General features: G+C 70.1%; 23 protein-coding genes. 18 read left to right on the top strand and 5 right to left on the bottom strand.

Going from position 1 to position 24,834, the window contains the following annotated elements; translation table 11 throughout:
* Positions 1–16 precede the first annotated feature (16 nt).
* From ACLKM7_RS14950 to ACLKM7_RS14990, 9 genes are all read left to right on the top strand, one after another.
* Positions 17–703, top strand: coding sequence for a uridine kinase (locus tag ACLKM7_RS14950; RefSeq protein WP_436447948.1), 687 nt, complete (start codon positions 17–19; stop codon positions 701–703).
* Positions 703–1,602 (top strand): tRNA pseudouridine(55) synthase TruB, encoded by a 900-nt coding sequence (truB, locus tag ACLKM7_RS14955; protein WP_436447949.1) that lies wholly within the window; start codon positions 703–705, stop codon positions 1,600–1,602. The genes ACLKM7_RS14950 and truB overlap by 1 nt, the downstream gene beginning before the upstream one ends.
* Positions 1,599–1,967, top strand: a complete 369-nt coding sequence (locus ACLKM7_RS14960; protein ID WP_436447950.1) for a hypothetical protein — start codon at positions 1,599–1,601, stop codon at positions 1,965–1,967. The genes truB and ACLKM7_RS14960 overlap by 4 nt, the downstream gene beginning before the upstream one ends.
* A gap of 70 nt (positions 1,968–2,037) precedes the next feature.
* Entirely contained in the window at positions 2,038–2,481 is a 444-nt protein-coding gene (locus tag ACLKM7_RS14965) for a hypothetical protein (RefSeq protein WP_436447951.1), read from the top strand.
* On the top strand, positions 2,478–3,449 hold the full coding sequence (locus ACLKM7_RS14970; protein WP_436447952.1) for a bifunctional riboflavin kinase/FAD synthetase: 972 nt from the start codon (positions 2,478–2,480) through the stop codon (positions 3,447–3,449). The genes ACLKM7_RS14965 and ACLKM7_RS14970 overlap by 4 nt, the downstream gene beginning before the upstream one ends.
* A gap of 48 nt (positions 3,450–3,497) precedes the next feature.
* A complete protein-coding gene (locus tag ACLKM7_RS14975) occupies positions 3,498–3,878 on the top strand; it encodes a hypothetical protein (protein ID WP_436447953.1) in 381 nt (126 codons plus the stop codon).
* Positions 3,879–3,921: 43 nt separating this feature from the next.
* Positions 3,922–4,929: a deoxyribose-phosphate aldolase gene (deoC, locus tag ACLKM7_RS14980; RefSeq protein WP_436447954.1), complete on the top strand. Its 1,008-nt coding sequence runs from the start codon at positions 3,922–3,924 to the stop codon at positions 4,927–4,929.
* A gap of 44 nt (positions 4,930–4,973) precedes the next feature.
* Positions 4,974–6,416: an aldehyde dehydrogenase family protein gene (locus tag ACLKM7_RS14985; RefSeq protein WP_436447955.1), complete on the top strand. Its 1,443-nt coding sequence runs from the start codon at positions 4,974–4,976 to the stop codon at positions 6,414–6,416.
* A complete protein-coding gene (locus tag ACLKM7_RS14990; RefSeq protein ID WP_436447956.1) occupies positions 6,413–7,276 on the top strand; it encodes an aldehyde dehydrogenase family protein in 864 nt (287 codons plus the stop codon). Before ACLKM7_RS14985 ends, ACLKM7_RS14990 begins: the two co-directional genes overlap by 4 nt.
* Before the next feature lie 33 nt (positions 7,277–7,309).
* On the opposite strand, the gene ACLKM7_RS14995 is transcribed toward ACLKM7_RS14990, so the two are convergent.
* Together ACLKM7_RS14995 and ACLKM7_RS15000 are read right to left on the bottom strand one after the other, a co-directional pair.
* Positions 7,310–8,026 (bottom strand): hypothetical protein, encoded by a 717-nt coding sequence (locus ACLKM7_RS14995; protein WP_436447957.1) that lies wholly within the window; start codon positions 8,024–8,026, stop codon positions 7,310–7,312.
* A gap of 218 nt (positions 8,027–8,244) precedes the next feature.
* On the bottom strand, positions 8,245–8,964 hold the full coding sequence (locus ACLKM7_RS15000) for an NRDE family protein (protein WP_436447958.1): 720 nt from the start codon (positions 8,962–8,964) through the stop codon (positions 8,245–8,247).
* Positions 8,965–9,012: 48 nt separating this feature from the next.
* Between ACLKM7_RS15000 and coaBC the strand changes: the two genes are divergently transcribed.
* The 5 genes from coaBC to ACLKM7_RS15025 all read left to right on the top strand — a co-directional run bounded on the left by coaBC (position 9,013) and on the right by ACLKM7_RS15025 (position 15,516).
* Positions 9,013–10,236 carry a bifunctional phosphopantothenoylcysteine decarboxylase/phosphopantothenate--cysteine ligase CoaBC gene (gene coaBC, locus ACLKM7_RS15005; protein WP_436447959.1) on the top strand — a complete coding sequence of 408 codons (1,224 nt, stop codon included), beginning with the start codon at positions 9,013–9,015 and terminating at the stop codon, positions 10,234–10,236.
* A 78-nt stretch (positions 10,237–10,314) separates the two neighbouring features.
* Positions 10,315–11,214: a glycerophosphodiester phosphodiesterase gene (locus tag ACLKM7_RS15010; RefSeq protein ID WP_436447960.1), complete on the top strand. Its 900-nt coding sequence runs from the start codon at positions 10,315–10,317 to the stop codon at positions 11,212–11,214.
* Positions 11,215–11,290: 76 nt separating this feature from the next.
* Positions 11,291–11,950 carry a hypothetical protein gene (locus ACLKM7_RS15015; protein ID WP_436447961.1) on the top strand — a complete coding sequence of 220 codons (660 nt, stop codon included), beginning with the start codon at positions 11,291–11,293 and terminating at the stop codon, positions 11,948–11,950.
* A 240-nt stretch (positions 11,951–12,190) separates the two neighbouring features.
* Entirely contained in the window at positions 12,191–14,341 is a 2,151-nt protein-coding gene (locus ACLKM7_RS15020; RefSeq protein WP_436447962.1) for a DEAD/DEAH box helicase, read from the top strand.
* 146 nt (positions 14,342–14,487) lie between these two features.
* Complete coding sequence (locus ACLKM7_RS15025) at positions 14,488–15,516, top strand: ATP-dependent 6-phosphofructokinase (RefSeq protein ID WP_168912222.1); 1,029 nt, start codon at positions 14,488–14,490, stop codon at positions 15,514–15,516.
* On the opposite strand, the gene ACLKM7_RS15030 is transcribed toward ACLKM7_RS15025, so the two are convergent.
* Genes ACLKM7_RS15030 through ACLKM7_RS15040 form a run of 3 tightly spaced genes read right to left on the bottom strand, consistent with a single transcriptional unit; the run spans position 15,464 to position 20,344 of the window.
* The gene (locus tag ACLKM7_RS15030) at positions 15,464–16,630 is read right to left on the bottom strand and encodes a hypothetical protein (RefSeq protein WP_436447963.1); all 1,167 of its coding nucleotides are present in this window, start codon (positions 16,628–16,630) and stop codon (positions 15,464–15,466) included. The genes ACLKM7_RS15025 and ACLKM7_RS15030 overlap by 53 nt on opposite strands.
* Positions 16,594–18,729 (bottom strand): S9 family peptidase, encoded by a 2,136-nt coding sequence (locus ACLKM7_RS15035; protein ID WP_436447964.1) that lies wholly within the window; start codon positions 18,727–18,729, stop codon positions 16,594–16,596. The genes ACLKM7_RS15030 and ACLKM7_RS15035 overlap by 37 nt, the downstream gene beginning before the upstream one ends.
* 34 nt (positions 18,730–18,763) lie before the next feature.
* Positions 18,764–20,344 carry a molybdopterin-dependent oxidoreductase gene (locus tag ACLKM7_RS15040; protein ID WP_436447965.1) on the bottom strand — a complete coding sequence of 527 codons (1,581 nt, stop codon included), beginning with the start codon at positions 20,342–20,344 and terminating at the stop codon, positions 18,764–18,766.
* A 246-nt stretch (positions 20,345–20,590) separates the two neighbouring features.
* Between ACLKM7_RS15040 and ACLKM7_RS15045 the strand changes: the two genes are divergently transcribed.
* From ACLKM7_RS15045 to ACLKM7_RS15060, 4 genes are all read left to right on the top strand, one after another.
* A complete protein-coding gene (locus ACLKM7_RS15045; protein ID WP_436447966.1) occupies positions 20,591–21,892 on the top strand; it encodes an anion permease in 1,302 nt (433 codons plus the stop codon).
* Positions 21,889–22,221, top strand: a complete 333-nt coding sequence (locus ACLKM7_RS15050; RefSeq protein ID WP_436447967.1) for a peptidase — start codon at positions 21,889–21,891, stop codon at positions 22,219–22,221. Before ACLKM7_RS15045 ends, ACLKM7_RS15050 begins: the two co-directional genes overlap by 4 nt.
* Positions 22,222–22,290: 69 nt before the next feature.
* On the top strand, positions 22,291–23,202 hold the full coding sequence (locus tag ACLKM7_RS15055) for a phosphodiesterase (RefSeq protein ID WP_436447968.1): 912 nt from the start codon (positions 22,291–22,293) through the stop codon (positions 23,200–23,202).
* A gap of 136 nt (positions 23,203–23,338) precedes the next feature.
* Positions 23,339–24,826 (top strand): aspartate ammonia-lyase, encoded by a 1,488-nt coding sequence (locus ACLKM7_RS15060; RefSeq protein WP_436447969.1) that lies wholly within the window; start codon positions 23,339–23,341, stop codon positions 24,824–24,826.
* Positions 24,827–24,834: the final 8 nt, after the last annotated feature.

The raw sequence follows: 24,834 nt of genomic DNA on the forward strand, positions 1-24,834 counted from the left end.
GCCGTAGGCTGGAGGCATGCGCCTTCCCGTCACGCCCACGACCACGCTGTGGCGTGACCTCCGGGACGACGTGCGCCGCCACTACCCGGCCGGGCGCGTGATCGTCGCCGTCGACGGGATCGACGGCGCCGGAAAGACGGTCTTCGCCGACGGGCTCGCCGAGACCTTCGCCGAGACCGGCGCCGCGGTGTTCCGGGCGTCCATCGACGACTTCCACCGCCCTCGCTCGGAGAGATATGCACGAGGCCGCATGAGTCCCGAGGGCTTCTACCGTGACTCATTCGACTACCCGACGTTCCGGCGTGTGCTCGTGGATCCGTTCCGCGACGGTGCGCAGGCGGGCGCCGGCACGGGGTTCCAACTGACGGCATTCGACCTCGTCCGAGACGCGCGAGTCGAGTCGCAGTGGGTGACGGCGCCACGCGACGCGGTGCTCGTGGTCGACGGTGTGTTCCTGCACCGTGCCGAGCTGCGCGACCTGTGGGACTGGTCGGTGTGGCTGGAGGTGCCGTGGCCGGTGGCGTACGCCCGCATGGCACTGCGCGACGGCAGCGACCCTGATCCGGACGCGCCGTCGAATTCGCGCTACCGCCAGGGGCAGGAGATCTATCTCCGCGAAGCGCGTCCCTCCGAGGTGGCGTCGGCGATCGTCGACAACGCCGATCTGGCCCACCCTCGCCGTGTCTTCCGCGGGGTTCGCTGATGGTCGCACCCGGCATCCTGCTCGTCGACAAGCCCGGCGGCATGACCTCGCACGACGTGGTCGCACGAACCCGACGCGCCCTCGGCACACGCAAGATCGGGCACGCCGGCACGCTCGACCCGATGGCCACCGGCCTGCTCGTGCTGGGCGTCGAGGCCGCCACCCGGCTGCTGACGTTCGTGGTGGGCCTCGACAAGACCTATGAGGCGACCATCCGGCTCGGCGTCGCGACCGACACCGACGACGCCGAGGGCGAGATCGTCTCGACGACGGATGCCTCGTCGTTGACGTCCGTGGCGATCGCCGGCGGCATCTCCGCGCTGACCGGGCGCATCGCCCAGGTGCCGAGCACCTTCTCGGCGATCAAGGTCGACGGGCGCCGCGCGTATGACCTGGCGCGCTCCGGGCAGGCGGTGCAGCTGAAAGCTCGCGAGGTCACGGTGTCGCGATTCGACGTCGTGGCGCAGCGGGAGGTCAGCGGGGCGGCGTCGGGATACGTGGACCTCGATGTCGTCGTGGACTGCTCCAGCGGCACCTACATCCGATCGCTCGCGCGCGACCTCGGTGCAGGCCTGGGCGTCGGGGGTCACCTCACCGCCCTGCGCCGCACGCGCATCGGCCCGTTCGCCGTCGGCGACGCCGGTACGCTGGACGCCGTCGCCGACGCACCGATGATCTCGCCCGCGGACGCCGCGGCGTCGGTTCTCGGGCGCTTCGACGTCACGGCCGACGAGGCGCGGGATCTGCGGCATGGCAAGCGCCTGCCGGGTGCGGCCGCACGACTCCCGACGACGCCGATGGCGGCAGTGGGCCCCGACGGCGCACTGGTCGGGATCGTCGAGCGCAGGGGCGGCGATGTGAAGAGCGCGATGAACATGCCCGAGGAGGCATCCGCATGATCCTGTGGTTCACGATCGCACAGGTCGCCATCGCCGTCGCGGCCGGGCTGTTCTGCGTCATCGCCGGTCTCGCCGGTCGACGGCCGAGCGACTGGACCGTCGGCGCGCTCGCCCTCGTCGAGCTGCTCCTCGTCGCCCAGATCGTGGTCGCGATCATCGCGCCCCTGGCCGGAAACCCTCCCACGGGGAGCCCGCTGGAGTTCTGGGTGTACCTCGTGTCGGCCGCACTGCTGCCGCTGGCGGGCGTCGCGTGGGCGCTGCTCGAGCGCAGCCGCTGGAGCACGGTGATCATGGGCATCGCGGCGCTGTCGGTCGCCGTGATGGTGTGGCGCATGCAGGTCATCTGGACCGTGCAGGTCGCGTGAGCGCCGCCCAGCGGGACCGCCCATCCGCGCGGCGCCGGGGGAGCGGCATCCGAACTAAAATCGAGGGGATATGTCGACGCCGCCCCGCCCTCGCATGACCGGAATCGGCCGCGTGCTCGTGATCGTGTACGCGATCATGGCGCTCGCCGCCACCGGCCGGTCCTTCGTCCAGATCGTCCAGCGGTTCGACGAGGCTCCGCTGGCCTACACGCTGTCTGCGGTGTCGGCAGCCGTCTACATCGTTGCGACGCTCGCCCTGGTGTTCGCAGGCCGGCGCGGCTGGTACCTGGTCGCCTGGGTGGCGATCGTGTTCGAGCTCGTCGGGGTGCTGGTCGTCGGCACGCTGAGCCTCGCCGTCCCCGAGCTGTTCGCCCACGACTCAGTCTGGTCGTGGTTCGGGCGCGGCTACGTCTTCGTTCCGCTCGTGCTGCCGTTCCTCGGCCTGTGGTGGCTGGTGACGCATCGGCCCGCGGCATCCGTGCCCGTCACCGCGGCGGCGGAGGTGGGGTCGTGATCGTCTTCCGCGCCCCGGGCGACGTCCCGGCCGGGTTCGGCCCGTCAGTGGTCGCGATCGGCAAGTTCGACGGCGTGCACTCGGGTCATCGCGCGGTGATCGACCGCGCCCGCGTGGATGCTGCTGCCGCGGGAGCACGCGTGGTCGCGGTGACGTTCGACCGCAACCCGCTCGCCCTGCTGCGTCCCGAGATCTGCCCCGCCAGCCTGGTGGGGGCGGGCCAGAAGCTGCAGCTGCTGGCCGACACCGGCGTCGACGCGACCCTCATGCTCACGTTCGACCGCCAGCTGGCAGACCTCGGCGCCCGCGAGTTCGTCGAGCATGTGCTCGTCGGAGCGCTCGGGGTGCGGATCGTGCTCGTCGGCGCCGACTTCCGCTTCGGCCGCGGGGGAGCGGGCAATCCCGAACTGCTGCGCGAGCTCGGCGCCGAGTTCGGATTCGAGGTCGACGTGATCGAGGACGTGCGAGCGATCGACGAGGGACGCCGCGTGTCGTCCACATGGGTGCGCGAGCTGCTGACCGAGGGCGACGTCGCCGGTGCCGCGCGGCTCCTCGGCCGTCCCCACGCGGTGCGGGGCGAGGTCGTCCACGGTCTCAAGCGAGGGCGCGAGCTGGGCTTCCCCACCGCGAACCTCGCCGCCGACCTCGAGGGATTCGTCCCTGCGGAGGGCGTGTACGCCGGCTGGCTGATCGACGCCGGCACCGCGGGCGACGGCGCCCTGCAGCCCCGCAGCAGCGTGCGCTACCCGGCGGCGATCAGCGTGGGCACGAACCCCACCTTCGACGACATCGACGTGCCGCAGGTCGAGGCGTACGTGCTGGACGAGACGGATCTCGACCTGTACGGTCACGTCGTCGACGTCGAGTTCGTCGAGCGGATCCGTGGCATGGTCGCCTTCGAGGGTGTCGAGCCTCTCATCGCGCAGATGACCGACGACGTCGCACAGGTGCGGCGCGAGCTGTCCTGACCGGCCGCGCCGTAGACCCGCGCGCCCTTCGACGCCTACGATCGAGGCGTGAATCCGCTGGAACTCCTCGCCGCCGACGCCGCCGCCGCGAATCCCGTCAACCTCTGGGGCGCGCTCGGCTGTGCCGTCGCGTACTCGGCCTCGCTGCTGGCCACGCTCGATGCGTTCGCCGACCTTATCCTCTCGCGGGGTGACTCGCCTGCCGGGCGTCTCACTCCCGGGGTAGGCTTGAAGTTCGCATCCAAGCTGGCGGCCGCGGCGATCGCGGTCATCTCGGCGGCGATCGTCCTGGCCCTGGACGACAACTGGTTCGCCTTCTCGACACTGTCGATCGCGTTCGCGGTCGTCGTCGGGATCGGTGTCATCGTCCTGCTGCGGCACTCGAGGACGAGCGTCCCGCAACCCGCGCCGGCCAATACCACCGGGTGAGGCGTCCTCGCCCTCGCACGAGCCACACGACTGAGGGAGAACAATGAGCCGGACCGATCTGCAGACGCTGCCCGAGCGGGCCGTCGAGCTGCTCGGCGGCGAGCCCGACGACACCACCCTGCGGCGTTATCTGCACGGGCTGGCAGGCGTGGACGCCGTCGGCCTCGAGCAGCGGGCGGCGGGACTGGGCACCCGCTCGATCAAGACGACGTCCAAGGCGTGGGCGCTCGACAAGATCATCGAGCTCATCGACCTCACGACGCTCGAGGGCGCCGACACACCGGGCAAGGTGCGCTCGCTCGTCGCGAAGGCTTTGAATCCGGATGCCTCCGACCCGACGTGCCCGCGGGTCGCGGCCGTCTGCGTGTACGGCGACATGGTGCCGCACGCCGTGGCCGCGCTCGGTGCCGCCCACGGCGACCCCGACGAGGGCGGCGTCTCGGTCGCGGCCGTCGCCACGGCGTTCCCGAGCGGACGCGCGTCGCTGGACATCAAGCTCGCAGACACCGCGGAGGCCGTCGCGCACGGCGCGGACGAGATCGACATGGTGATCGACCGCGGGGCGTTCCTCGCGGGCCGCTACGGGCTGGTGTTCGACCAGATCGCCCGCGTGAAGCAGGCGTGCCGTCGTGAGGACGGCACGTACGCGTCGCTCAAGGTGATCATCGAGACCGGCGAGCTCAACACGTACGACAACGTCAAGCGCGCTTCGTGGCTGTCGATCCTCGCCGGGGGCGATTTCATCAAGACCTCCACCGGCAAGGTGTCGCCGGCGGCGACGCTCCCCGTCACGCTGCTGATGCTCGAGGTGGTGCGCGACTGGCATCGCGCGACGGGCGAGAGGGTCGGCGTCAAGCCTGCGGGCGGCATCCGCACCTCCAAGGACGCCATCAAGTACCTCGTGACCGTCGCCGAGACCGTGGGGGAGGAATGGCTGCAGCCGCACCTCTTCCGGTACGGGGCATCCAGTCTCCTCAACGACGTGCTGCTGCAGCGTCAGAAGTTGAAGACCGGGCACTACTCCGGCGCCGACTACGTCACGATTGATTGAGCCGCGTGCAGGCGACTGAGACAGACAAGGCAACTAGGACTGACATGAGTTTCCTCGAATACGCCCCGGCTCCCGAATCCCGGGCGATCCTCTCGCTCAAGCCCGAGTACGGCCTCTTCATCGACGGCGAGTTCCGGCCGGGAACGGGCGAGTCCTTCGCCACCATCTCGCCTGCCGACGAGAAGCATATCGCCACGATCGCTTCGGCGAGCGAGGCGGATGTCGATGTCGCCGTCGCCGCGGCGCGCCGTGCGTTCGACAAGACCTGGTCGAAGATGAGCGGGCGCGACCGGGGCAAGTACCTCTTCCGCATCGCGCGTCTGGTGCAAGAGCGAGCCCGTGAGCTGGCGGTGGCGGAGAGCCTCGACAACGGCAAGCCGATCAAGGAGAGTCGCGACGTCGACGTGCCGCTGGTCGCCGCGTGGTTCTTCTACTACGCAGGCTGGGCCGACAAGCTCGACTACGCGGGCCTCGGCGCCGACCCGAAGCCGCTCGGCGTCGCCGGGCAGGTGATCCCCTGGAACTTCCCGCTGCTCATGCTCGCGTGGAAGATCGCGCCGGCGCTCGCGGCGGGAAACACCGTCGTCATCAAGCCGGCTGAGACGACGCCCCTGTCGGCGCTCATCTTCGCCGAGATCCTGCAGCAGGCCGACCTGCCTCCGGGTGTCGTCAACATCGTCACCGGTGCCGGGTCGACGGGGGCGGCCATCGTGCGGCATCCCGATGTCGACAAGGTCGCCTTCACCGGCTCGACGGGCGTCGGTCGCGAGATCGCGAAATCCGTCGCCGGCACCGACAAGAAGCTGACGCTGGAGCTCGGCGGCAAGGCCGCGAACATCGTGTTCGAGGACGCTCCAATCGATCAGGCGATCGAAGGCATCGTCAACGGCATCTTCTTCAACCAGGGCCACGTGTGCTGCGCGGGCAGCCGACTGCTCGTGCAGGAGTCGATCCACGATGAGGTCGTCGACCGGCTCAAGAGCCGTCTGTCGACGTTGCGCCTGGGCGATCCCCTCGACAAGAACACCGACATCGGCGCCATCAATTCGCGTGAGCAGCTGGATCGCATCCGGGAGCTCAGCCGCATCGGCGAGGAAGAGGGCGCGGAGCGCTGGACCGCGGACTGCGTCATCCCCGACAACGGGTTCTGGTTCGCGCCGACGATCTTCACGAACGTGCAGGCCAGCCACCGTATCGCGCGCGACGAGATCTTCGGCCCGGTGCTGTCGGTGCTCACCTTCCGGACGCCGTCCGAGGCGATCGACAAGGCGAACAACACGCCGTACGGGCTTTCGGCGGGCATCTGGTCCGACAAGGGCTCCCGCATCCTAGCGGTCGCCGATCGGCTGCGCGCGGGCGTGGTCTGGGCGAACACGTTCAACCGCTTCGACCCGTCCTCGCCGTTCGGCGGGTACAAGGAATCCGGGTACGGCCGTGAGGGCGGCCGCCACGGACTGGCCGCCTACCTGAAGGGAGCGCGCGCATGAGCAAGCGACTCAGCGTTCCGAAGACGTACAAGCTCTTCATCGGCGGCGCCTTCCCGCGCAGCGAGTCCGGCCGCACCTACGAGGTCGTCTCGAACAAGGGCGTGTTCCTGGCCAATGCGGCGCTGGCCTCCCGCAAGGACGCGCGGGATGCCGTCGTCGCAGCTCGTGGCGCCGTCAAGGGCTGGTCGGGCGCCACCGCATACAACCGCGGTCAGGTGCTGTACCGGGTGGCCGAGCTGCTCGAGGGCCGCCGCGCGCAGTTCGTCGACGAGATCGTGCAGCAGACCGGAGCGTCGGCGTCGGCCGCGACGGCCGAGGTCGACGAGGCCATCGACCGCTGGGTCTGGTACGCCGGCTGGTGTGACAAGTTCGGGCAGGTGGCCGGCAACGGCAACCCCGTCGCGGGCCCGTACTTCAACATCTCGGTGCCCGAGCCGACCGGAGTCGTCGGTGTCATCGCCCCGCAGGACACGGCCCTCGTCGGGCTGGTCTCGGCCATCGCCCCGGCACTCGTGACGGGTAACTCGGTGGTCGTCGTCGCCGCGCAGCGTTACCCGCTGTCGGCGATCTCGCTCGCCGAAGTGCTGGCCACTTCGGACGTCCCCGGCGGTGTCGTCAACATGCTGACCGGTTCGCCCGCCGAGCTCGCGCCATGGCTGGCGTCGCACCCCGACGTGCACGCGCTCGACCTCGTCGGCGCCGGCGACCTCGACTGGGTCGATCTGCAGATCGCTGCCGCCGAGACGCTCACGCGCGTCCTTCCCCCTGAGAACGGGACGGATGCCGCGGCCCCGAGCCTGCAGCGCATCGCCGCCTTCACCGAGACCAAGACCGTCTGGCACACCAAGAGCCTGGTGTAGCCCCGGTCGTCGAGCGGGGCGTTCGCTTGTTCGCTATGCGAACATCTGGCGCAAGACGTCGAGGTCGCCCAAGTCGAGCGCCTGCGCGATCAGGTCTGCGTCGGCCTGGCGGGGGAACATCTCGCGCAGACCGTCGGCGAAGATCGTGCGCATGGCATCGACGTCGCCGGCGTGAGCGGCCCGGCTCATGGCCTGCAGCGCGAGCTGGTACGGGACCTGTTCGAACCCTCCCGGCGCGTCGGCTGGGGCGTAGTAGTCGACCCACGGGATCGAGCTGTCAGGAGCGAGCAGCAGCAGCTCGCCGGGTGCGATCATGTGCGTGTGGTTGAGGCCGCTGATGGCCAGCGGGTTCTCGATGCAGAACCGGTCGCCGATCGCATAGAGCGCGTCACCGGGCGCGACGGTGTACGTCTTGATCCGACCCTCGTCGTCGAGGCCTACGGTGCCAGCGGCGAGGTCCCGAGCGCCCATGTCGACGAGATCGCCGCTCAGACTCGCGCGCATGCTGCCCGCGTGGATCCATGCGCGCTCCGAACACGGGTCGGCGTCGACGACCGCCGCCGGTTCAGTGACCGCGAGTTCGGGCGTGGGGACGGCGGTCGGCTCCAGCGTCTCGGCGACGCCGCCCGCCCCCTGCGCCGCGCTGCGCACGGCCTGGCCGATGGAGGCGAACGCGGGGACGGCGAGGGCCACAAGGCCCGCCACGACCAGCCCTGACGTGGCGATGGTGATCTTGGCCGACAGTTTCATCAGGGCGAATGTACCGGGTGCGGGGTCGCCGGGACCAGCGCTTCTCGCTCGCCTGCTGAGAGTCGGATCCGCAGGTGCGGACCGGGCCCGTGACTCGCCGCGGCATCCGGCGACCGGGGTGCCGCGGCGAACACCCGCTGCGGCGGATCCGATTCCGTGTCCGAGAGTGGGAAGATGCCGGACCAGGAGGCGGCGGATGCCGGAGGTGGGCGGGCGGGTCAGGCCAGCTCGAGGCCGGCACCCCAATGGCCGGGCTCGGTCAGCTCGCCGTAGTGCACGTCGATGTCGCGCGGCGACACCGACGCGACGCACGCGAGGAGAGACAGCGTCGGGTAGCCGTGCGGGCGGTTGTCGCGGATGATCGCGCGGTCATCGGTGCTGCCCAGTCGGGCCGACCTCTCCAGGACGGCGACCCACGGCATCCACCATCGTTCGCCCTCGATCGGTTCGGCAGCGCGGAACTCGTCCAGCCACCGCGCGATCCGCGGCGTCGCGGGGTCATCGACGTCGTCGTGCGCGATCATGTGCGTGCCGGGCGCCAGGTCCACCGAGCGCAGGGCGGAGCCGTCCCAGGTGAGCACGCGCGCCCGCGGGCCGGCGACCTCGACGAGATTGAACCCGTGGGTCGCGGGCTCCCCGACGGGGGAGCGGCCGGCGACCGATTCGAGCACGATGCCGCCGCGGGATACCAGTTCGGACTCCGGGCCGGTCGACACGTCGGCGCGGTTGAGCAGCACGGCGAGTCGTCCGGTCTCGGGCTCCGCCGCCAGCCACGCGCCTCCGGCACGCACGTCTCGCACGCCGACGATCCCCGCGTGCGGCTCGGGCCACCACCGTCCGAGCGGGTTCCAGGGGCGGGCCGGGTCTTCGTCGCGGATCGCCAGCACGCACGTCGGCTGGTCGGCCGACGCCGGAACGCGGATGATGACGGTGCACATCTTTCAGCTCCTGCCTGTCGCGATCCGGTGTCGTGCCAAGATCGGAGGGTGTTCGTCGTTGTCGGAGTCACGGGCGGGATCGCCGCCTACAAGACGGTGCACCTCGTGCGCCTCCTGGTGAAGGAGGGTCATGAGGTCCACGTCGTCCCGACCGACGACGCCCTGCGGTTCGTCGGGCTTCCGACCTGGGAGTCGATCAGCCGCCACCCGGTGACCACCTCCGTCCACGACGACGTCGCACGCGTGCGGCACGTCGCGCTCGGCCAGTCGGCCGATCTCGTGATCGTGGCGCCAGCGACGGCGAACACCCTGGCGAAGATGACCGCGGGACTCGCCGACGACCTTCTCGGAACGACCCTACTCGCCACCACGGCACCGGTCGTCGTCGCGCCCGCGATGCATACCGAGATGTGGCGGCATCCCGCGACGGTGCACAACATCGCGACGCTGCGGGAGCGTGGTGTGATCCTGGTCGGCCCCGACGACGGCGAGCTGACCGGCGGAGACAGCGGACCGGGACGGATGTCGGAGCCTGAGGCGATCTTCGACGCGGCCCTGGCCGCATTGGGCGCCGGGCCGCGAGACCTCGAAGGTCTGCGGGTCGTCGTGACCGCGGGGGGCACGCGCGAGCCGATCGACCCGGTGCGATTCATCGGCAATCGGTCCAGCGGAAGGCAGGGCATCGCCGTGGCGCTCGCCGCGGCCGACCGGGGTGCCGACGTGCGCCTGATCGCCGCGCACGTCGACGACGGCGTGCTCGCCGAGGCCTCCGCTCGCGCCGGCATCTCCGTCGAGCGAGCCGGGACCGCCGTCGAGCTCGGGGAGCGGGTGGCCGGCGCCGCCGAGGCCGCGGACGTCGTCGTGATGGCGGCGGCGGTGGCGGACTATCGCGTGGCCGAGGTGTCGCCGCGCAAGCGCACGAAGGAGACGGCACCGGAGGGCGGCATCACGCTCGACCTCATCGAGAACGACGACCTGCTCGCGGGCCTGGTCGGCCGGCGGCGCGACGGGCAGACGGTCGTCGGGTTCGCGGCCGAGACCCCCGGCGACGGCGAGACGCTGCTCGAGCGCGGACGCCGCAAGGCGGCGCGCAAGCGGGCGGATCTTCTCGCGGTCAACGAGGTCGGCTGGTCGAGGGGGTTCGAATCCGACGACAACGCCCTGACGATCCTGGATGCCGCGGGCGACGTCGTCGCCACGCCGAACGGCACCAAACGGCACGTGGCGGACGCCCTGTGGGACGCCATCGTCGCGCTCCGGCAGAAAGAGTAACGAAAAGGTAACGGCGCATGTAGAGTGGTCGGCACCACGTCGACGAGGACGTGGTGCACGACCCGGAGGACATGCCCGATGCCCCACTCCGCGGTGTCCGATCGCGCCCGCGACAGGATCCACGCTCTGTTCATCGTCTGCGTTCTCGCGGCGGTCAGCATGGTGATCGCCGTGCTCGCTGCGGCGCCGTCTCGCGTCAGTGCGCGCGAGCTGCTGGGCGACCCACGGACTCCGGGCGAGGCCGCGTTCATCGCCAGCCACCGCGGCGGTGCCGCGACGGCGCCCGAGAACACGCTGCCCGCCATCGCCGCGGCTCTCGCGGGAGGGTTCGACTACGTCGAGGTCGATGTCGCGCTCACGTTCGACCGGCACCCCGTGCTCATGCACGACGCCACGGTCGATCGCACGACCGATGGCCACGGCCGCATCGCCGAGCTCACGCTCGCCGAAGTACGCGCCCTGGACGCAGGATCCTGGTTCGACTCGCGGTACGCGGGAACGCGCGTGCCCACGCTCGAGGAGTTCCTCGATGCGCTCGCTCCGTCCGGCGGACGCGCGATCGTCGAGTTGAAAGGGGAGTGGGATGCCGCGGCGGTCGGCTCCGCCGTGGCGGGCGTGACCGCGCGCGATCTCGAAGACCGCGTCGCGCTCGCCAGCTTCGATGCACGAACCCTGGCCCTCGCCGCCACCGCGTCGGATGTCGTGTCGCGCCTGCTGATCCTCAAGCACGTGCCCACCGATGTCGTCAGCGCGGTCGCGGAGGCCGGCGCGCGTGGCGTGGTCGTCAGCCGCAAAGCCGTGCTCGCGCGGCCCGAGATCGTCGACCAGTTGCACGCGGCCGATGCGCGCGTCGTCGTCTACACCCTCAACCGGGATGCCCACTGGGATGCCGTGACCGCGCTCGGCGTGGACGGCATCGTCACCGACGATCCGCACACGCTCTCGGAGTGGCAGCGGGCGTACGCCGGTTCGGACTGAGCCGCTCACCGGCCGCGTCGCCCGGGCCGTCATGACCTGGCACCGTAGGCTCGGAGCAAGTGTTGACGGAGGTGACATGCTTCGACGTGGCGAGGGGCTCGATGCTCGGGGTGCGGTGCGGCGCATCGTGGTGGCGGTCGTCGCCGCGACGGCGGTGACGATCGTGGCGACGGGATGTCAGCCGGAACCAGGTCAGACGCCGAAGCCCAGTTCCACCACGTCGCTCGAGGCTCCGACCCCCGGCCCGTCGGTGAGCCCGGTCGAGACCGAGCTGCCCGACGCAGGGCTCGCACTGCCGTCGTCGTGCGAGGAGATCTACTCCGCCGAGATGCTCGCCGAGCTGCAAGCCGCCAACCCGCCGCTGAACGACCCCGGCGTCACGATGCTGTCGAGCGAGAACGCGGAGCTGCTCGAGATCATCCACGGCGGCGCTCCCACGATCCGCTGCTCGTGGGGCGAGCCCAGCGAGTTCGGGCTGGCGACCAACGTGACCGTGATCGATCAGGCCCAGAGCGCCGCACTTGCCGAGGCGCTGCCGGCGGCCGGGTTCGGGTGCGAACCGCTCGGCGACGGCACGATCTGCCGTATCGAGCAGCGGGGCATCACGCTCGACGATGAGGAGTACACGCGCGGCGAGACCCACTACCTGGGCGATGGCGCGGTGGTCACCACCGCATGGATCAATTTCTCGCCCGACGGCTACACCGAGGACGTCGTCTCGACCCTCTGGGGCTGAGGCTCGTTCACTTGTTCGGCCTCGGTTTCTCCCGATCGAGGGTCATTCCCCTTAGAATGGGGCGAGGAAGACCGCTGACGACGTCGCAGCTCGCAGAAGCGAGTGCCCGCGGCCGTCGACGATCACTTCCGATCCCGCGTTCGTGACGGCGTGCGCGCCGCCCGCGGGAGCACGCACAACCATCGGTGTCATCATCCGATCATCGCCGGTCCCGATCCGGCACTCACGCTCAGGAGGAGCATGCCGACCACGGCACCCCAGACGGCGCAGCGTCGCCGCAAGACCTCGTCCGCGCGTCGCGACGACGAGGCTCCGGTCATCCCGATCCTCGCCCGCAAGGTGCGCGAGGTCGAGGCCAAGGCTCAGCGCGGCAAGCTCGGACCCACGAACCGCGTCAAGTTCCAGGTGATCGCCTTCCTGGTGCGCGAGGAGCGGGCCCGCGTGAAGGCGGACACCGAGCTGACCGATGCCGTGCGCGCGGAGCTGCTGAAGCGACTCGACGGCGTCGCCACGATCCTCGCCAAGACGGCAGCTCGCGACACGTCGCTGATCCAGCTGCTAGAGGTCGACCAGGCCGCGTCGCCCGTCGCGCGACGCATGCGGCGCGACTGGCTGCTGGAGTCCGGTGCGGAACTGCCGCCGGACGAGCTCATCATCACCGACGTCGCCCCGGTGTCGGTGCCCGTCGTTCCGGCGGCGCTCGCCGAACGGCAGGTCATTCCGCCGCAGGTCGAAGCGCGCCAGATGGCGCACCCGTTCCTCGCACCCGATCTGTCCGTCCGTGCGCCGAAGGAGACCCCGCGCCGGCGCCTGGACAGCTGGGAGCTCATGGGCCCCCTGTACAAGGCCTTCGAGACCGGCGCCGGCGGCGCCGCGGCTTCGATGGATCTCCCGGAGGTGCCCGAATTCGACCGGCTGTCGCCCAAGGGTCTCGAGGTCATGCCGCACCAGTCCCGCTTCCTCGAAGCGGTCCGCATGGGGCACCGGTCGTTCTTGCTGGCCGACGAACCGGGCCTGGGCAAGACCGCGGAGTCGGTGCTCGCGGCATCCGTCGCGAACGCGTACCCCCTGCTGGCCGTCGTCCCGAACGTCGTCAAGATGAACTGGGCGCGCGAGGTCGAGCGCTGGACGCCGCAGCGACGTGCGACCGTCATCCACGGGGACGGCGAGAACATCGACGCCTTCGCAGACGTGTTCATCGTCAATTACGAGATCCTCGATCGCCACCTCTCGTGGCTCAGCTCGCTCGGGCTGAAGGGCATGGTGGTCGACGAGGCGCACTTCATCAAGAACCTCACGTCGCAGCGCTCGCAGAACGTGCTGGCTCTGGCCACCCGCATCCGGGAACAGGTCAGCAACCCGCTCATGCTCGCCCTCACCGGCACGCCGCTCATCAACGACGTCGAGGACTTCGACGCGATCTGGCGCTTCCTGGGCTGGACCACCGGCGAGAAGCCCGGTCCGGTGCTGATGGAGAAGCTGGACGAGACCGGGCTCACGCCTGCCGACAAGGCGTTCTACCCCGAGGCGCGCAATGCCGTGATCTCGATGGGCATCGTGCGGCGCAAGAAGAAGGATGTCGCTGCCGACCTGCCCGACAAGCTCGTCGCCGACCTGCCCGTCGAACTGGACGACGAGTTCGGCCGTTCGATCCGCCAGGCCGAGCGCGAGCTCGGCGACCGCCTCGCCGCTCGCTACCGCCGCATCATCGAGGCGCGCGGCGACCGCGGGCTGGCCCCGGGCGAGGTGGATGCCGACATCGTGCGTCTCGTGGCACAGAACGAGCTCGAGGAGTCCAAGGCCGCCGGGACGGGCTCGGAGAACGTGTTCACCATGGTCCGCAAGATCGGTCAGGCCAAGGCCCTGCTCGCCGCGGACTACGCCGCCCAGCTGCAGCGTTCGGTCGGCAAGGTCGTGTTCTTCGCGAAGCACATCGACGTCATGGATGCTGCCGAGGCCCACTTCGCGGGTGTCGGGCTGAAGACCGTGTCGCTGCGCGGCGATCAGACCACGACCGCGCGGCAGCAGGCGATCGATGCGTTCAACAACGACCCCGATGTCGGGATCGCGGTGTGCTCGCTGACGGCGGCCGGCGTCGGCGTCAACATGCAGGCATCCTCCAACGTCGTGCTCGCCGAGCTGTCGTGGACGGCCGCCGAGCAGACGCAGGCGATCGACCGCGTGCACCGCATCGGCCAGGACGAGCCGGTCACAGCGTGGCGCATCATCGCGGCGCACACGATCGACACCAAGATCGCCGAGCTCATCGACTCCAAGCAGGGGCTCGCGCAGCGGGCGCTCGACGGCGAAGCCGTCGACCCGCAGTCGAGCGACTCGGTGCAGCTGTCCGCACTGATGCACCTCACACGGCAGGCGCTCGGCGCCGAGTAGACGCATCGCCTCGAGGGAGGACGCGCGCCGGCCCGGCGTGCGTCCTCCTCTCGGTTGCGGTGTGTGGCAGGCGGCGGCATCCGGCACTAATGTCGGGTGAGGCAGCGTCGCCGACTCTCTTCACCCGACAGCGAGGAACTTGAGCTATGAAGATCGGCATCCTGACGAGTGGCGGCGACTGCCCCGGACTGAACGCGGTCATCCGCGGCGTCGTGCTCAAGGGCACGACGACGTACGACCTCGAGTTCGTCGGCATCCGCGACGGCTGGCGGGGTGTCGTCGACGGCGACTTCTTTCCGCTGACCCGCCACGAGGTCAAGGGCCTGTCGAAGGTAGGCGGAACGATCCTCGGCACCAGTCGCACGAACCCGTACGAGGGCCCGCGCGGAGGTGCCGAGAACATCGCCAAGACGATGTACGGCCACCGGATCGACGGGATCATCGCGATCGGCGGAGAGGGCACCCTGGCGGCGGCCAACCGTCTCGCCAATGACGGCATCAACGTGCTGGGCGTGCCGAAGACGATCGACAACGACCTGCGCGCCACCGACTACTCGTTCGGCTTCGACACCGCCGTCAACATCGCGACCGACGCGATGGACCGCCTGCGCACCACCGGCGACTCGCATCAGCGCTGCATGGTCGCCGAGGTCATGGGCCGCCACGTCGGCTGGATCGCGCTGCACGCGGGCATGGCCGCCGGCGCCCACGCGATCTGCATCCCCGAGGTGCCGATGTCGATCGACGAGATCTGCGCGCAGGTCACCAAGGCGCACGACCGTGGCCGCGCCCCGCTCGTCGTGGTGTCGGAGGGCTTCACCCTCACGGGCATGGACGAGGCCTTCAGCGACAAGGGGCTCGACGCGTTCAACCGCCCGCGCCTGGGTGGCATCAGCGAGGTCCTCGCGCCCGAGATCGAGCGCATCACCGGCATCGAGACGCGCTCGACCGTGCTGGGTCACATCCAGCGCGGCGGCTCGCCGTCCGGCTTCGACCGCGTCCTCGCGACGCGGCTCGGACTGCATGCGGCCGACGCAGTCGTCGACGGCGCGTGGGGCCAGATGGTCGCGATGCGCGGCACCGACATCGTGCGCGTGCCTTTCGCCGAGGCGCTCGGCGAGCTCAACACCGTCCCCCTCTACCGCTACGAAGAAGCCGCCGCCCTCTTCGGCTGACACAGCCCGGCCGCGCATGCTCGCGCGGTCGGAACCGGCATTCGCGCCCGCGTGCGACGACCGCGGGTGCCGATTCCGGCAGCGCGAGTGAATCCGCTCCCGCGAGAACGACCGCGGATGCCGATTCCGGCAGCGCGAGTGAATCCGCTCCCGCGAGAACGACCGCGGGTGCCGATTCCGGCAGCGCGAGTGAATCCGCTCCCGCGAGAACGACCGCGGGTGCCGATTCCCGCAGCGCGAGCGAATCCGCTCCCGCGAGAACGACCGCGGGTGCCGATTCCCGCAGCGCGAGTGAATCCGCTCCCGCGAGAACGACCGCGGGTGCCGATTCCGGCAGCGCGAGTGAATCCGCTCCCGCGAGAACGACCGCGGGTGCCGATTCCGGCAGCGCGAGTGAATCCGCTCCCGCGAGAACGACCGCGGGTGCCGATTCCGGCAGCGCGAGTGAATCCGCTCCCGCGAGAACGACCGCGGGTGCCGATTCCGGCAGCGCGAGTGAATCCGCTCCCGCGAGAACGACCGCGGGTGCCGATTCCGGCAGCGCGAGTGAATCCGCTCCCGCGAGAACGACCGCGGGTGCCGATTCCGGCAGCGCGAGTGAATCCGCTCCCGCGAGAACGACCGCGGGTGCCGATTCCGGCAGCGCGAGTGAATCCGCTCCCGCGAGAACGACCGCGGGTGCCGATTCCGGCAGCGCGAGTGAATCCGCTCCCGCGAGAACGACCGCGGGTGCCGATTCCGGCAGCGCGAGTGAATCCGCTCCCGCGAGAACGACCGCGGGTGCCGATTCCGGCAGCGCGAGTGAATCCGCTCCCGCGAGAACGACCGCGGGTGCCGATTCCCGCAGCGCGAGTGAATCCGCTCCCGCGAGAACGACCGCGGGTGCCGATTCCCGCAGCGCGAGTGAATCCGCTCCCGCGAGAACGACCGCGGGTGCCGATTCCCGCAGCGCGAGTGAATCCGCTCCCGCGAGAACGACCGCGGGTGCCGATTCCCGCAGCGCGAGTGAGCGGATGCCGCGGCCCGCGGCATCCGCAGCGCCCAGAGCCCGCGCCGCTCCCGAGGAACAGGCAGGGGTCAGGCGTCGGCGACGCCGAGCACGTCGAGCAGCCACGCGAGCTCGAACGCGCGCTCGCGCCACGCGTTGTAGCGGCCGCTGACGCCACCGTGGCCGGCGACCATCTCGCACTTCAGCAGGGCGTCGGCGCCGACCTCGCGCAGCCGCGCGACCCACTTCGCCGGCTCGACGTAGAGCACGCGGGTGTCGTTGAGCGAGGTCACCGCGAGGATCTTCGGGTAGGCGGCATCCGTCCGCACGTTCTCGTACGGCGAGTACGACTTCATGTAGGCGTAGACGTCGGCGTTGTGCAGCGGGTCGCCCCACTCGTCCCACTCGATCACGGTGAGCGGCAGCGACGGGTCGAGGATCGTCGTGAGGGCGTCGACGAACGGCACGTCCGCCAGGACGCCGGCGAACAGCTCGGGGGCGAGGTTGGCGACGGCCCCCATCAGGAGCCCGCCGGCCGAGCCGCCTTCGGCGACCAGCTGCGACGGCGTGGTGTAACCGCCGTCGACCAGGTGCCGCGCGCTGTCGACGAAGTCGGTGAAGGTGTTGCGCTTGTTCAGCAACTTGCCGTCCTCGTACCACTGGCGCCCCATCTCGCCGCCGCCCCGGACGTGAGCGACGGCGAAGACGACGCCGCGGTCGAGCTCCGAGAGGCGGGCGACCGAGAACCCGGGTTCGATCGAGTGCTCGTACGACCCGTAGCCGTACAGGTGCAGCGGACGCGGCGCGTCCCCGATCTCGCCGAACGACCGCTTGTAGACGAGCGAGATCGGGATCTGCGTGCCGTCCTGCGCGGTCGCCCATACGCGTGATTGCGCGTAGTCCTCGGGCTCGTAGCCGCCGAGCACGGGCTGACGCTTGCGCAGGTGCAGCTCGCGCGTGTCCACATCCAGGTCGTACACCGTCCCAGGCGTCACGAACGAGCCGTAGCCCAGGCGCAGCAGCGGGGGAGCCCACTCGGGGTTGCCGCCCGACCCGACCGAGTACAGCGGCTCGTCGAACTCGATCTCGCTCACCTCGCCGGAGGCGTAGTCGAGCATGCCCAGACGCGCGAGACCGCCGCGGCGGTAGCCGAGCACGCCCCAATCGCGGAAGGTCGACACGCCGAGCAACCGCTCGCCGGCACGATGGGGGATCACGACGGCGCGTTCGCCGGCCGGATCGGATGCTGCGACCCGCACGAGCTCGAAGTCCAGGGCGCCGTCGTTGTGCAGGACGAAGAGCACGTCCTCGCCGTCCACGACGGCGTGGGCGCTCTCGTACTCGACGCCCTCGACGCGCGGCCACACCACGCGCGGCTCGGAGCGCAGATCCGAGGCATCCACGAGCCACTCCTCGGAGGTGATCGACGAACCCAGTCCGATCACGAGATAGCGGTCGCTGCGCGTGAATCCGGCGCCGACCCAGTAGCGCTCGTCGGGTTCGTGGAAGAGCTTGGCGTCGTCGCCGACCGAGGTGCCCAGCTCATGCCGCCAGACGGTGTCGGGGCGCCATGCGTCGTCGACGGTGGTGTAGACGATGAACCGGCCGTCGGGCGAGAACGTGGCGCCTGCGAAGGTCTCGGGGATCTCGTCGGGCAGCTGCTCGCCGGTGACGAGGTTGCGCACGCGCACCGTGTAGCGCTCGTCGCCCGCGACATCGACACCGTAGAGCATCAGCGTGCCGTCGCCCGTCACCTCGAAGCTGCCGAGCGAGAAGAACTCGTGCCCCTCCGCCTCGACGTTGCCGTCGAGCAGGACCTGCTCCCCGGGCACCTCGGCGTCGGGCGACAGCTCGGGAGGGGTCCAGTCGTCGGGCGACGCGAGCGGCGCGCGGCACTGGATGCCGTACTGCTTGCCTTCGACGGTGCGCCCGTAGTACCACCACTGGCCGCGTCGCGTGGGCACCGACAGGTCGGTCTCGAGCGTGCGGCCCTTGATCTCCTCGAAGATGCGCTCGCGCAGTTCAGAGAGGTGCGCGGTGCGCTCCTCGGTGTAGGCGTTCTCGGCCTCGAGGTGCGCGATGACGTCGGCGTCCTCCTTGGCGCGGAACCACTCGTAGCGGTCCTCGACCTCATCACCGTGGTGGGTGCGCGCGATCGGCCGGGCTTCGGCGATCGGTGCGGATGTACGGGCGGATGCTGCGGCAAGCGTGTCGTCGACGGTCACATGTCCACGCTAGTCGAGCCCCTCGCGCCCCGGCTCAGCGGACGGTGATGAGCAGACGCTGCCAGCCGGTCGAGCCGTCGGGCGCGATGGGCGCGCGCTCCTGGATCTGGACCGCCCCGTCGTTGTCGACCGCGCGCGCCGTGATGTAGTGCGTTCCCGGTGTCGCCTCCCACTTCAGCCGCCACTGCACCCACGTGTCGTCGTTGAGCGGCGCCGACAGCTCCGCCGGCTGCCACCCGCCGTCGTCGATCGAGACCTCGACCCGCTCGATGCCGATCGTCTGCGCCCACGCCATGCCGGCGATCGCGATCGCGCCGGCGTCGATGGGCGTGCCGGCCCGCGGGGTGTCGATGCGTGACGACATCTTGATGGGGGCCTCGGCGCTGTAGCCGCGAGGCGTCCAGTACGCCTCGTCCTGCTCGAACGTCGTCACCGTCAGCTGCGTGAGCCATTTGGTCGCCGACACGTAGCCGTAGAGGCCGGGCACCACCATGCGCACCGGGAATCCGTGGTCGAACGGGAGCGACTCGCCATTCATCGAGACGGCGAGGATGGCGTCGCGGCCGTCCTCGATGAGTGTCTCGAGCGGCGTACTGGCGGTGAAGCCGTCGACGCTGCGCGAGAGCACCATGTCGGCGCCGCGGGTCGGCTTCGCCGCTCGCAGCAGGTCGCGCACCGGCACGCCCGTCCAGATGGCGTTTCCGACGAGCCCGCCGCCCACCTCGTTCGACACGCACGTGAGGGTGATCGCGTACTCGTCGAGCCCACGGTCCAGCAACTCCTGAAAGGTGATCTCGAGCGGCTGCTCCACCATGCCGTCGATCGACAGCCGCCATGTCTGCGGGTCTATCGAGGGGACGCTCAGGGCGGTGTCGACGCGGTAGAAGTCGCGGTTCGGCGTGATGAGCGGCGCGAGACCGGGCACGTCGAGCTCCGCGCCCGCGGGAATCGACACCTTGGAGCGCGGGGCCGGCAGACGAAGCGCTTCACGGATGCCGGCGATCGAGCTCGTGGCGACCGACACCGCGCGTGATCCGACACCGACCACGACCGCCGCGGCGGCCGAGATCAGGGCGAGCGTGAGGAAGGCGCGACGGTTCGGCGCGACGGCGGATCCGGTGGCCACCGCGCCGGGGTCGGGGGAGGGCGCGGACGCGGCGTCACGCCAGGCGCGCAGTCGCCGTGCCAGGAGCCACAGCATCGCACCGCCGGCGGCAGCGCCGGCGAGAGGCGGAAGGAAGGCGAACGTGGTCGCTCCGGCCCGGGTGAGGATCGCGGCTGTCGCCAGCCCGGCGCCGACGGTCAGCAGCGCGACGCCCCACACAGGCTTGACCAGCTCGGCCACGCCCGCGATCGACGACGCCACCACGACGGCGAGGCCGAGGCCGGCCAGCAGCGCGATCTTGTCGTACTCGCCGAAGGTGCTGATGGCCAGCTCCTTGAGCGGCTGGGGCACGATGTCGATGACGAACGAGCCGACGGCCAGCAGCGGGCTGGCCTCGCGGGCGGTGAGGAGAGCCACGAGTTCGGCGGCGGCGAGGAGCACGGCCGCCGAGACCACGCCCGCACCTGCGGCGTACGACCAGAAGCGTGCCCCTGCTGTCCGCGTTCCCATGTGCCGCCCCTCCGTCGCCGACGCCGTTGCGCCCGATCGTTGTTCGCAGCCGTTCCGGAAGCGGATTGGAAGCTGTGACCATGCCGGTCGGACGGGGTTCACGCCGCAGCAGAGCGAGTTGAACCGCGGGACCGCCGATGTAGGATTCTTCTGGCCGGTTGCCGGTTCCTGAATCCTTGGTGAACTCTTCGTTCGTCGCGCCGATCCCGTCGGCACCCCCCTCCGCACCCTCACCGAAAGCGAACGGTGGAAACCGCAACCCTCATCACCGTCGTGCTGGTGATCGCACTGGCGCTGTTCTTCGACTTCACGAACGGCTTCCACGACACCGCCAACGCCATGGCGACGCCCATCGCCACCGGTGCACTCAAGCCCAAGACCGCGGTGCTGCTCGCGGCACTGCTCAACCTCGTCGGTGCATTCCTGTCGACGGAGGTGGCGAAGACCATCTCGGGCGGCATCATCTACGAGGATCAGATCTCGCAGTCGGTGTTCCCCGCGGTGATCCTCGCCGGCCTCATCGGCGCCATCACGTGGAACATGCTCACGTGGCTGCTCGGCCTGCCCTCGTCCTCGTCCCACGCTCTGTTCGGCGGACTGATCGGCGCGACCATCGTGGGCGTCAGCGTCACCGCGATCGACTTCGGCGTGGTCATGTCGAAGGTGATCCTGCCCGCGCTCATCGCGCCGTTGACGGCGGGGATCATCGCGTTCACGGTGACCAAGATCGCGTATGCCCTGACTCGCCGTTACGACGGCAAGCCCGACGGGCGCGACGGCTTCCGCGTCGGTCAGATCTTCACGTCGTCGCTCGTGGCGCTGGCGCACGGCACCAACGACGCGCAGAAGACGATGGGCATCATCACGCTCCTGCTGATCACGGTCGGCCTGCAGGACCACCCCGAGCCCGAATGGTGGGTCATCTTCGCGTGCGCGGTCACGATCGCGCTGGGCACCTACATGGGCGGCTGGCGCATCATCCGCACGCTCGGCAAGGGCCTGACCGACGTCAAGCCCGCACAGGGCTTCGCCGCCGAGAGCTCGACCGCCGCGACGATCCTCGCATCGAGTGCGCTGGGTTTCGCGCTGTCGACCACGCAGGTCGCGTCGGGCTCGGTCATCGGATCGGGCCTCGGACGACGTGGCTCGCAGGTGCGTTGGCGCACCGCGGGGCGCATCATGGTGGGCTGGGTCCTCACTCTGCCCGCTGCGGGAGCGGTCGGGGCTCTGGCCGCGTTCATCGTGACCTGGCTCGGCTTCTGGGGCATCATCATCGACGCGGTGCTCGCCGCGGCCGTGATCCTCGCGATCTTCCTGCGCTCGCGTCGCAACGAGGTCACCGCGTCCAATGCGATGAGCGAGGTGGCCGAATCCGGTCGCGCGGTGAAGGTCAAGCGCAATCCGCCGCCCACGCGCCGCCAGCGGGCCATCGCCCGCGAGGAGGCGCGCACGCGCGCGGCGGAGCAGACCGCCGCGAAGAAGGCGGCCAAGGCCGCCAAGGCTGCGGAGCGATCGTCGCGGCCGCCGAAGGACGGAGGCGCGCGATGATCGCCATCGACTGGTTCGCGTTCGTCCAGGTGTTCGTCGCCGCCCTCACCGCGGCCGTGCTGGTGGTCGGGTTCTACGCCCTGGGACTGCGCCTCCTCGTCCGCGCCGGACGACCGCCGGTGGTGGCCCCCGCGGAGTTCACCGACGCCATCACCGTCATCTCCGAGAAAGAGGCGCGCCGGGCCGAGAAGGCCGCGGCGAAGGCGGCCAAGCGCAACCCGCTCACCGACGGCCAGAAGCGTCTTGCCCTCGTGGGCGCGTACGGCTCGTTCAGCGTGTGCGCAGCCGCCGTCGTCGGCGGCATCCTGCTGATCGTCTTCAACCACTGAGAGAACGGATGCCGCGACCAGGCCCGCACCGCCGGCGCGAGCGTCGCGACCACGCCATAGGCTGTGCGCATGACCCCTGCGACGACAGTCCAACTCGGTCAGTATCCGCCCGCACGGCGGACCCTCCTGCACCTCAGTGACACGCACCTGCTCGCGGGCAATCGCCCGCTCGGCGGGCGCTTCGACACCGCGGCCAACCTCGCCCGCACGCTCGAGGCGGCCGAAGCCACCGGCATCCGTCCCCACGCCGTCGTCTTCACCGGCGACCTGACGGATCTCGGCGAGCCGGAGGCGTATGCAGCCCTGAGGGCGGTCGTCGAGCCGTTCGCCGACCGGCTCGGCGCGCCGATCGTGTGGATCGCCGGCAACCACGACGAGCGACCCGAGCTGCGGCGGAGCCTGCTCGATCTGGAGCCGACGCAGGAGCCCGTGACCGGTGTGTGGGACCTAGACGGACTGCGCCTGATCGCGCTCGACTCGACCGTCCCCGGATGGCATCACGGCGACCTGGACACGCGGCAGCTGGAGTGGCTGAGCGAGGTTCTGGCGATACCGGCTCCGCTGGGCACGATTCTGGCGCTTCACCACCCGCCGCTGCCCTCGCACGTGCCCCTGTTCGACATCCTCGAGCTGCGGGACCAGGGTCGCTTCGCCGAGACGATCGCCGGCACCGATGTGCGCGCGATCCTCGCGGGACACCTGCACTACTCGACGAGCGGGACCTTCGCGGGCGTGCCCGTGAGCGTCGCCGCCGCGAGCTGCTACACGATGAATCTCGCGCGGCCTGCCGTGGACGTCAACGGCATGGACGCCGGTCAGTCGTTCCACCTCGTGCACGTCTACGACGACACGATCACGCACGCGGTCGTGCCCGTGGTGGACGCTCCGACCGGCGACTACTTCTCGGCGGAATGGCTCGAGCGGATGTCGCGGCTGACGCCGGAAGAGAGGCTCGAGGCGTTCTCGCGCAAGCGACCCTGACGCGGCGCGCGGTTTCGCCGTGGCGTATGGCCGGGTGACCGGGTTGTACGCCGTGGACAACGGCGCCCCGGCCGTCCGCGGGTAGTCTCGAGGCATCCCTGCACACCGCTGTGATCGACCCACGAGGACTGCACACATGGCTCTGGACGCAATGATGCGAACCCGCACCGAGACCGACTCCCTGGGGTCGCTGGAGATCCCCGGCGAAGCGTACTGGGGCATCCACACCGCCCGCGCACTGGAGAACTTCCCGATCTCGAAGCGGCCGATCTCGGTCTACAAAGACCTCGTCAAGGCGCTCGCGATGGTCAAGCAGGCATCCGCACGGGCCAACAAGGAGATCGGCGTCCTCGACGCCGAAAAGGCCGACCTCATCGACCGCGCCGCGCAGTTGGTCATCGAGGGTCAGTACCACGACCAGTTCGTCGTGGGAGTGATCCAGGGCGGCGCCGGCACGTCGACCAACATGAACGCGAACGAGGTCATCACCAACATCGCGCTCGAGCTCGCCGGCCGCGAGAAGGGCGACTACGCCTTCCTCTCACCGATCGACGACACCAATCGCAGCCAGTCGACCAACGACGTCTACCCGACAGCGATCAAGGTCGGGCTGGGACTGGACCTGCTCACACTGCTGGATGAGCTCGACCTGCTGCGCAAGGCCTTCCTCGCCAAGGCCGTGGAGTTCCACGACGTGCTGAAGGTGGGCCGCACGCAGCTCCAGGATGCGGTGCCGATGACACTCGGCCAGGAGTTCCACGGCTTCGCCACGACGCTCGGCGAGGATCACAGCCGGCTCAAGGAGAACGCCTACCTGCTCTACGAGATCAACATGGGCGCCACGGCGATCGGCACCGGCATCACGACGCATCCCGGCTACGGTCAGGCGGTGCTCCGGCATCTGCGCGAGATCAGCGGGCTCGACCTGGACCTGGCCACCGACCTCGTGGAGTCCACGAGCGACACCGGCGCCTTCATGTCGTTCTCGTCGTCGCTCAAGCGCAACGCGATCAAGCTCTCGAAGATCTGCAACGACCTGCGACTGCTCTCGTCCGGTCCGCAGGCCGGCTTCGGCGAGATCAACCTGCCGGCACGCCAGGCCGGTTCCAGCATCATGCCCGGCAAGGTGAACCCGGTGATCCCCGAGGTCGTGAACCAGGTCGCCTTCGCGGTGGCAGGCGCCGATCTGACGGTGACCATGGCGGTCGAGGGCGGTCAGCTGCAGCTCAACGCGTTCGAGCCCGTCATCGCGCACTCGATCTTCCAGTCGATCACCTGGATGCGCCGCGGCATGCACACCCTGCGCGTCAACTGCGTCGAGGGCATCACCGCGAACCGCGAGCGGCTGGGCGGCATGGTGGGCTCGTCCGTCGGCGTGATCACCGCACTGACGCCGTTCATCGGCTATTCGGCCGCAGCAGCACTTGCCAAGACCGCGCTGCTGACGGGTCGGAGCGTCGCCGACCTCGTCGTCGAGGCCGGTCTGATGTCGCGCGAGGACGTCATGAAGCAGCTCTCGCCGGCGCGTCTGTCGGGGCTCGAGGCGATCACGGCGGCGATCCCGGTGATCCCGCCGGTCGCCGATCCGGCCGGCGAGGTCGGCGCCGATCCGCAGATCCCGTAGACCGGATC

This window comes from Microbacterium sp. I2 (assembly GCF_051364985.1).
Classification (GTDB): domain Bacteria; phylum Actinomycetota; class Actinomycetes; order Actinomycetales; family Microbacteriaceae; genus Microbacterium.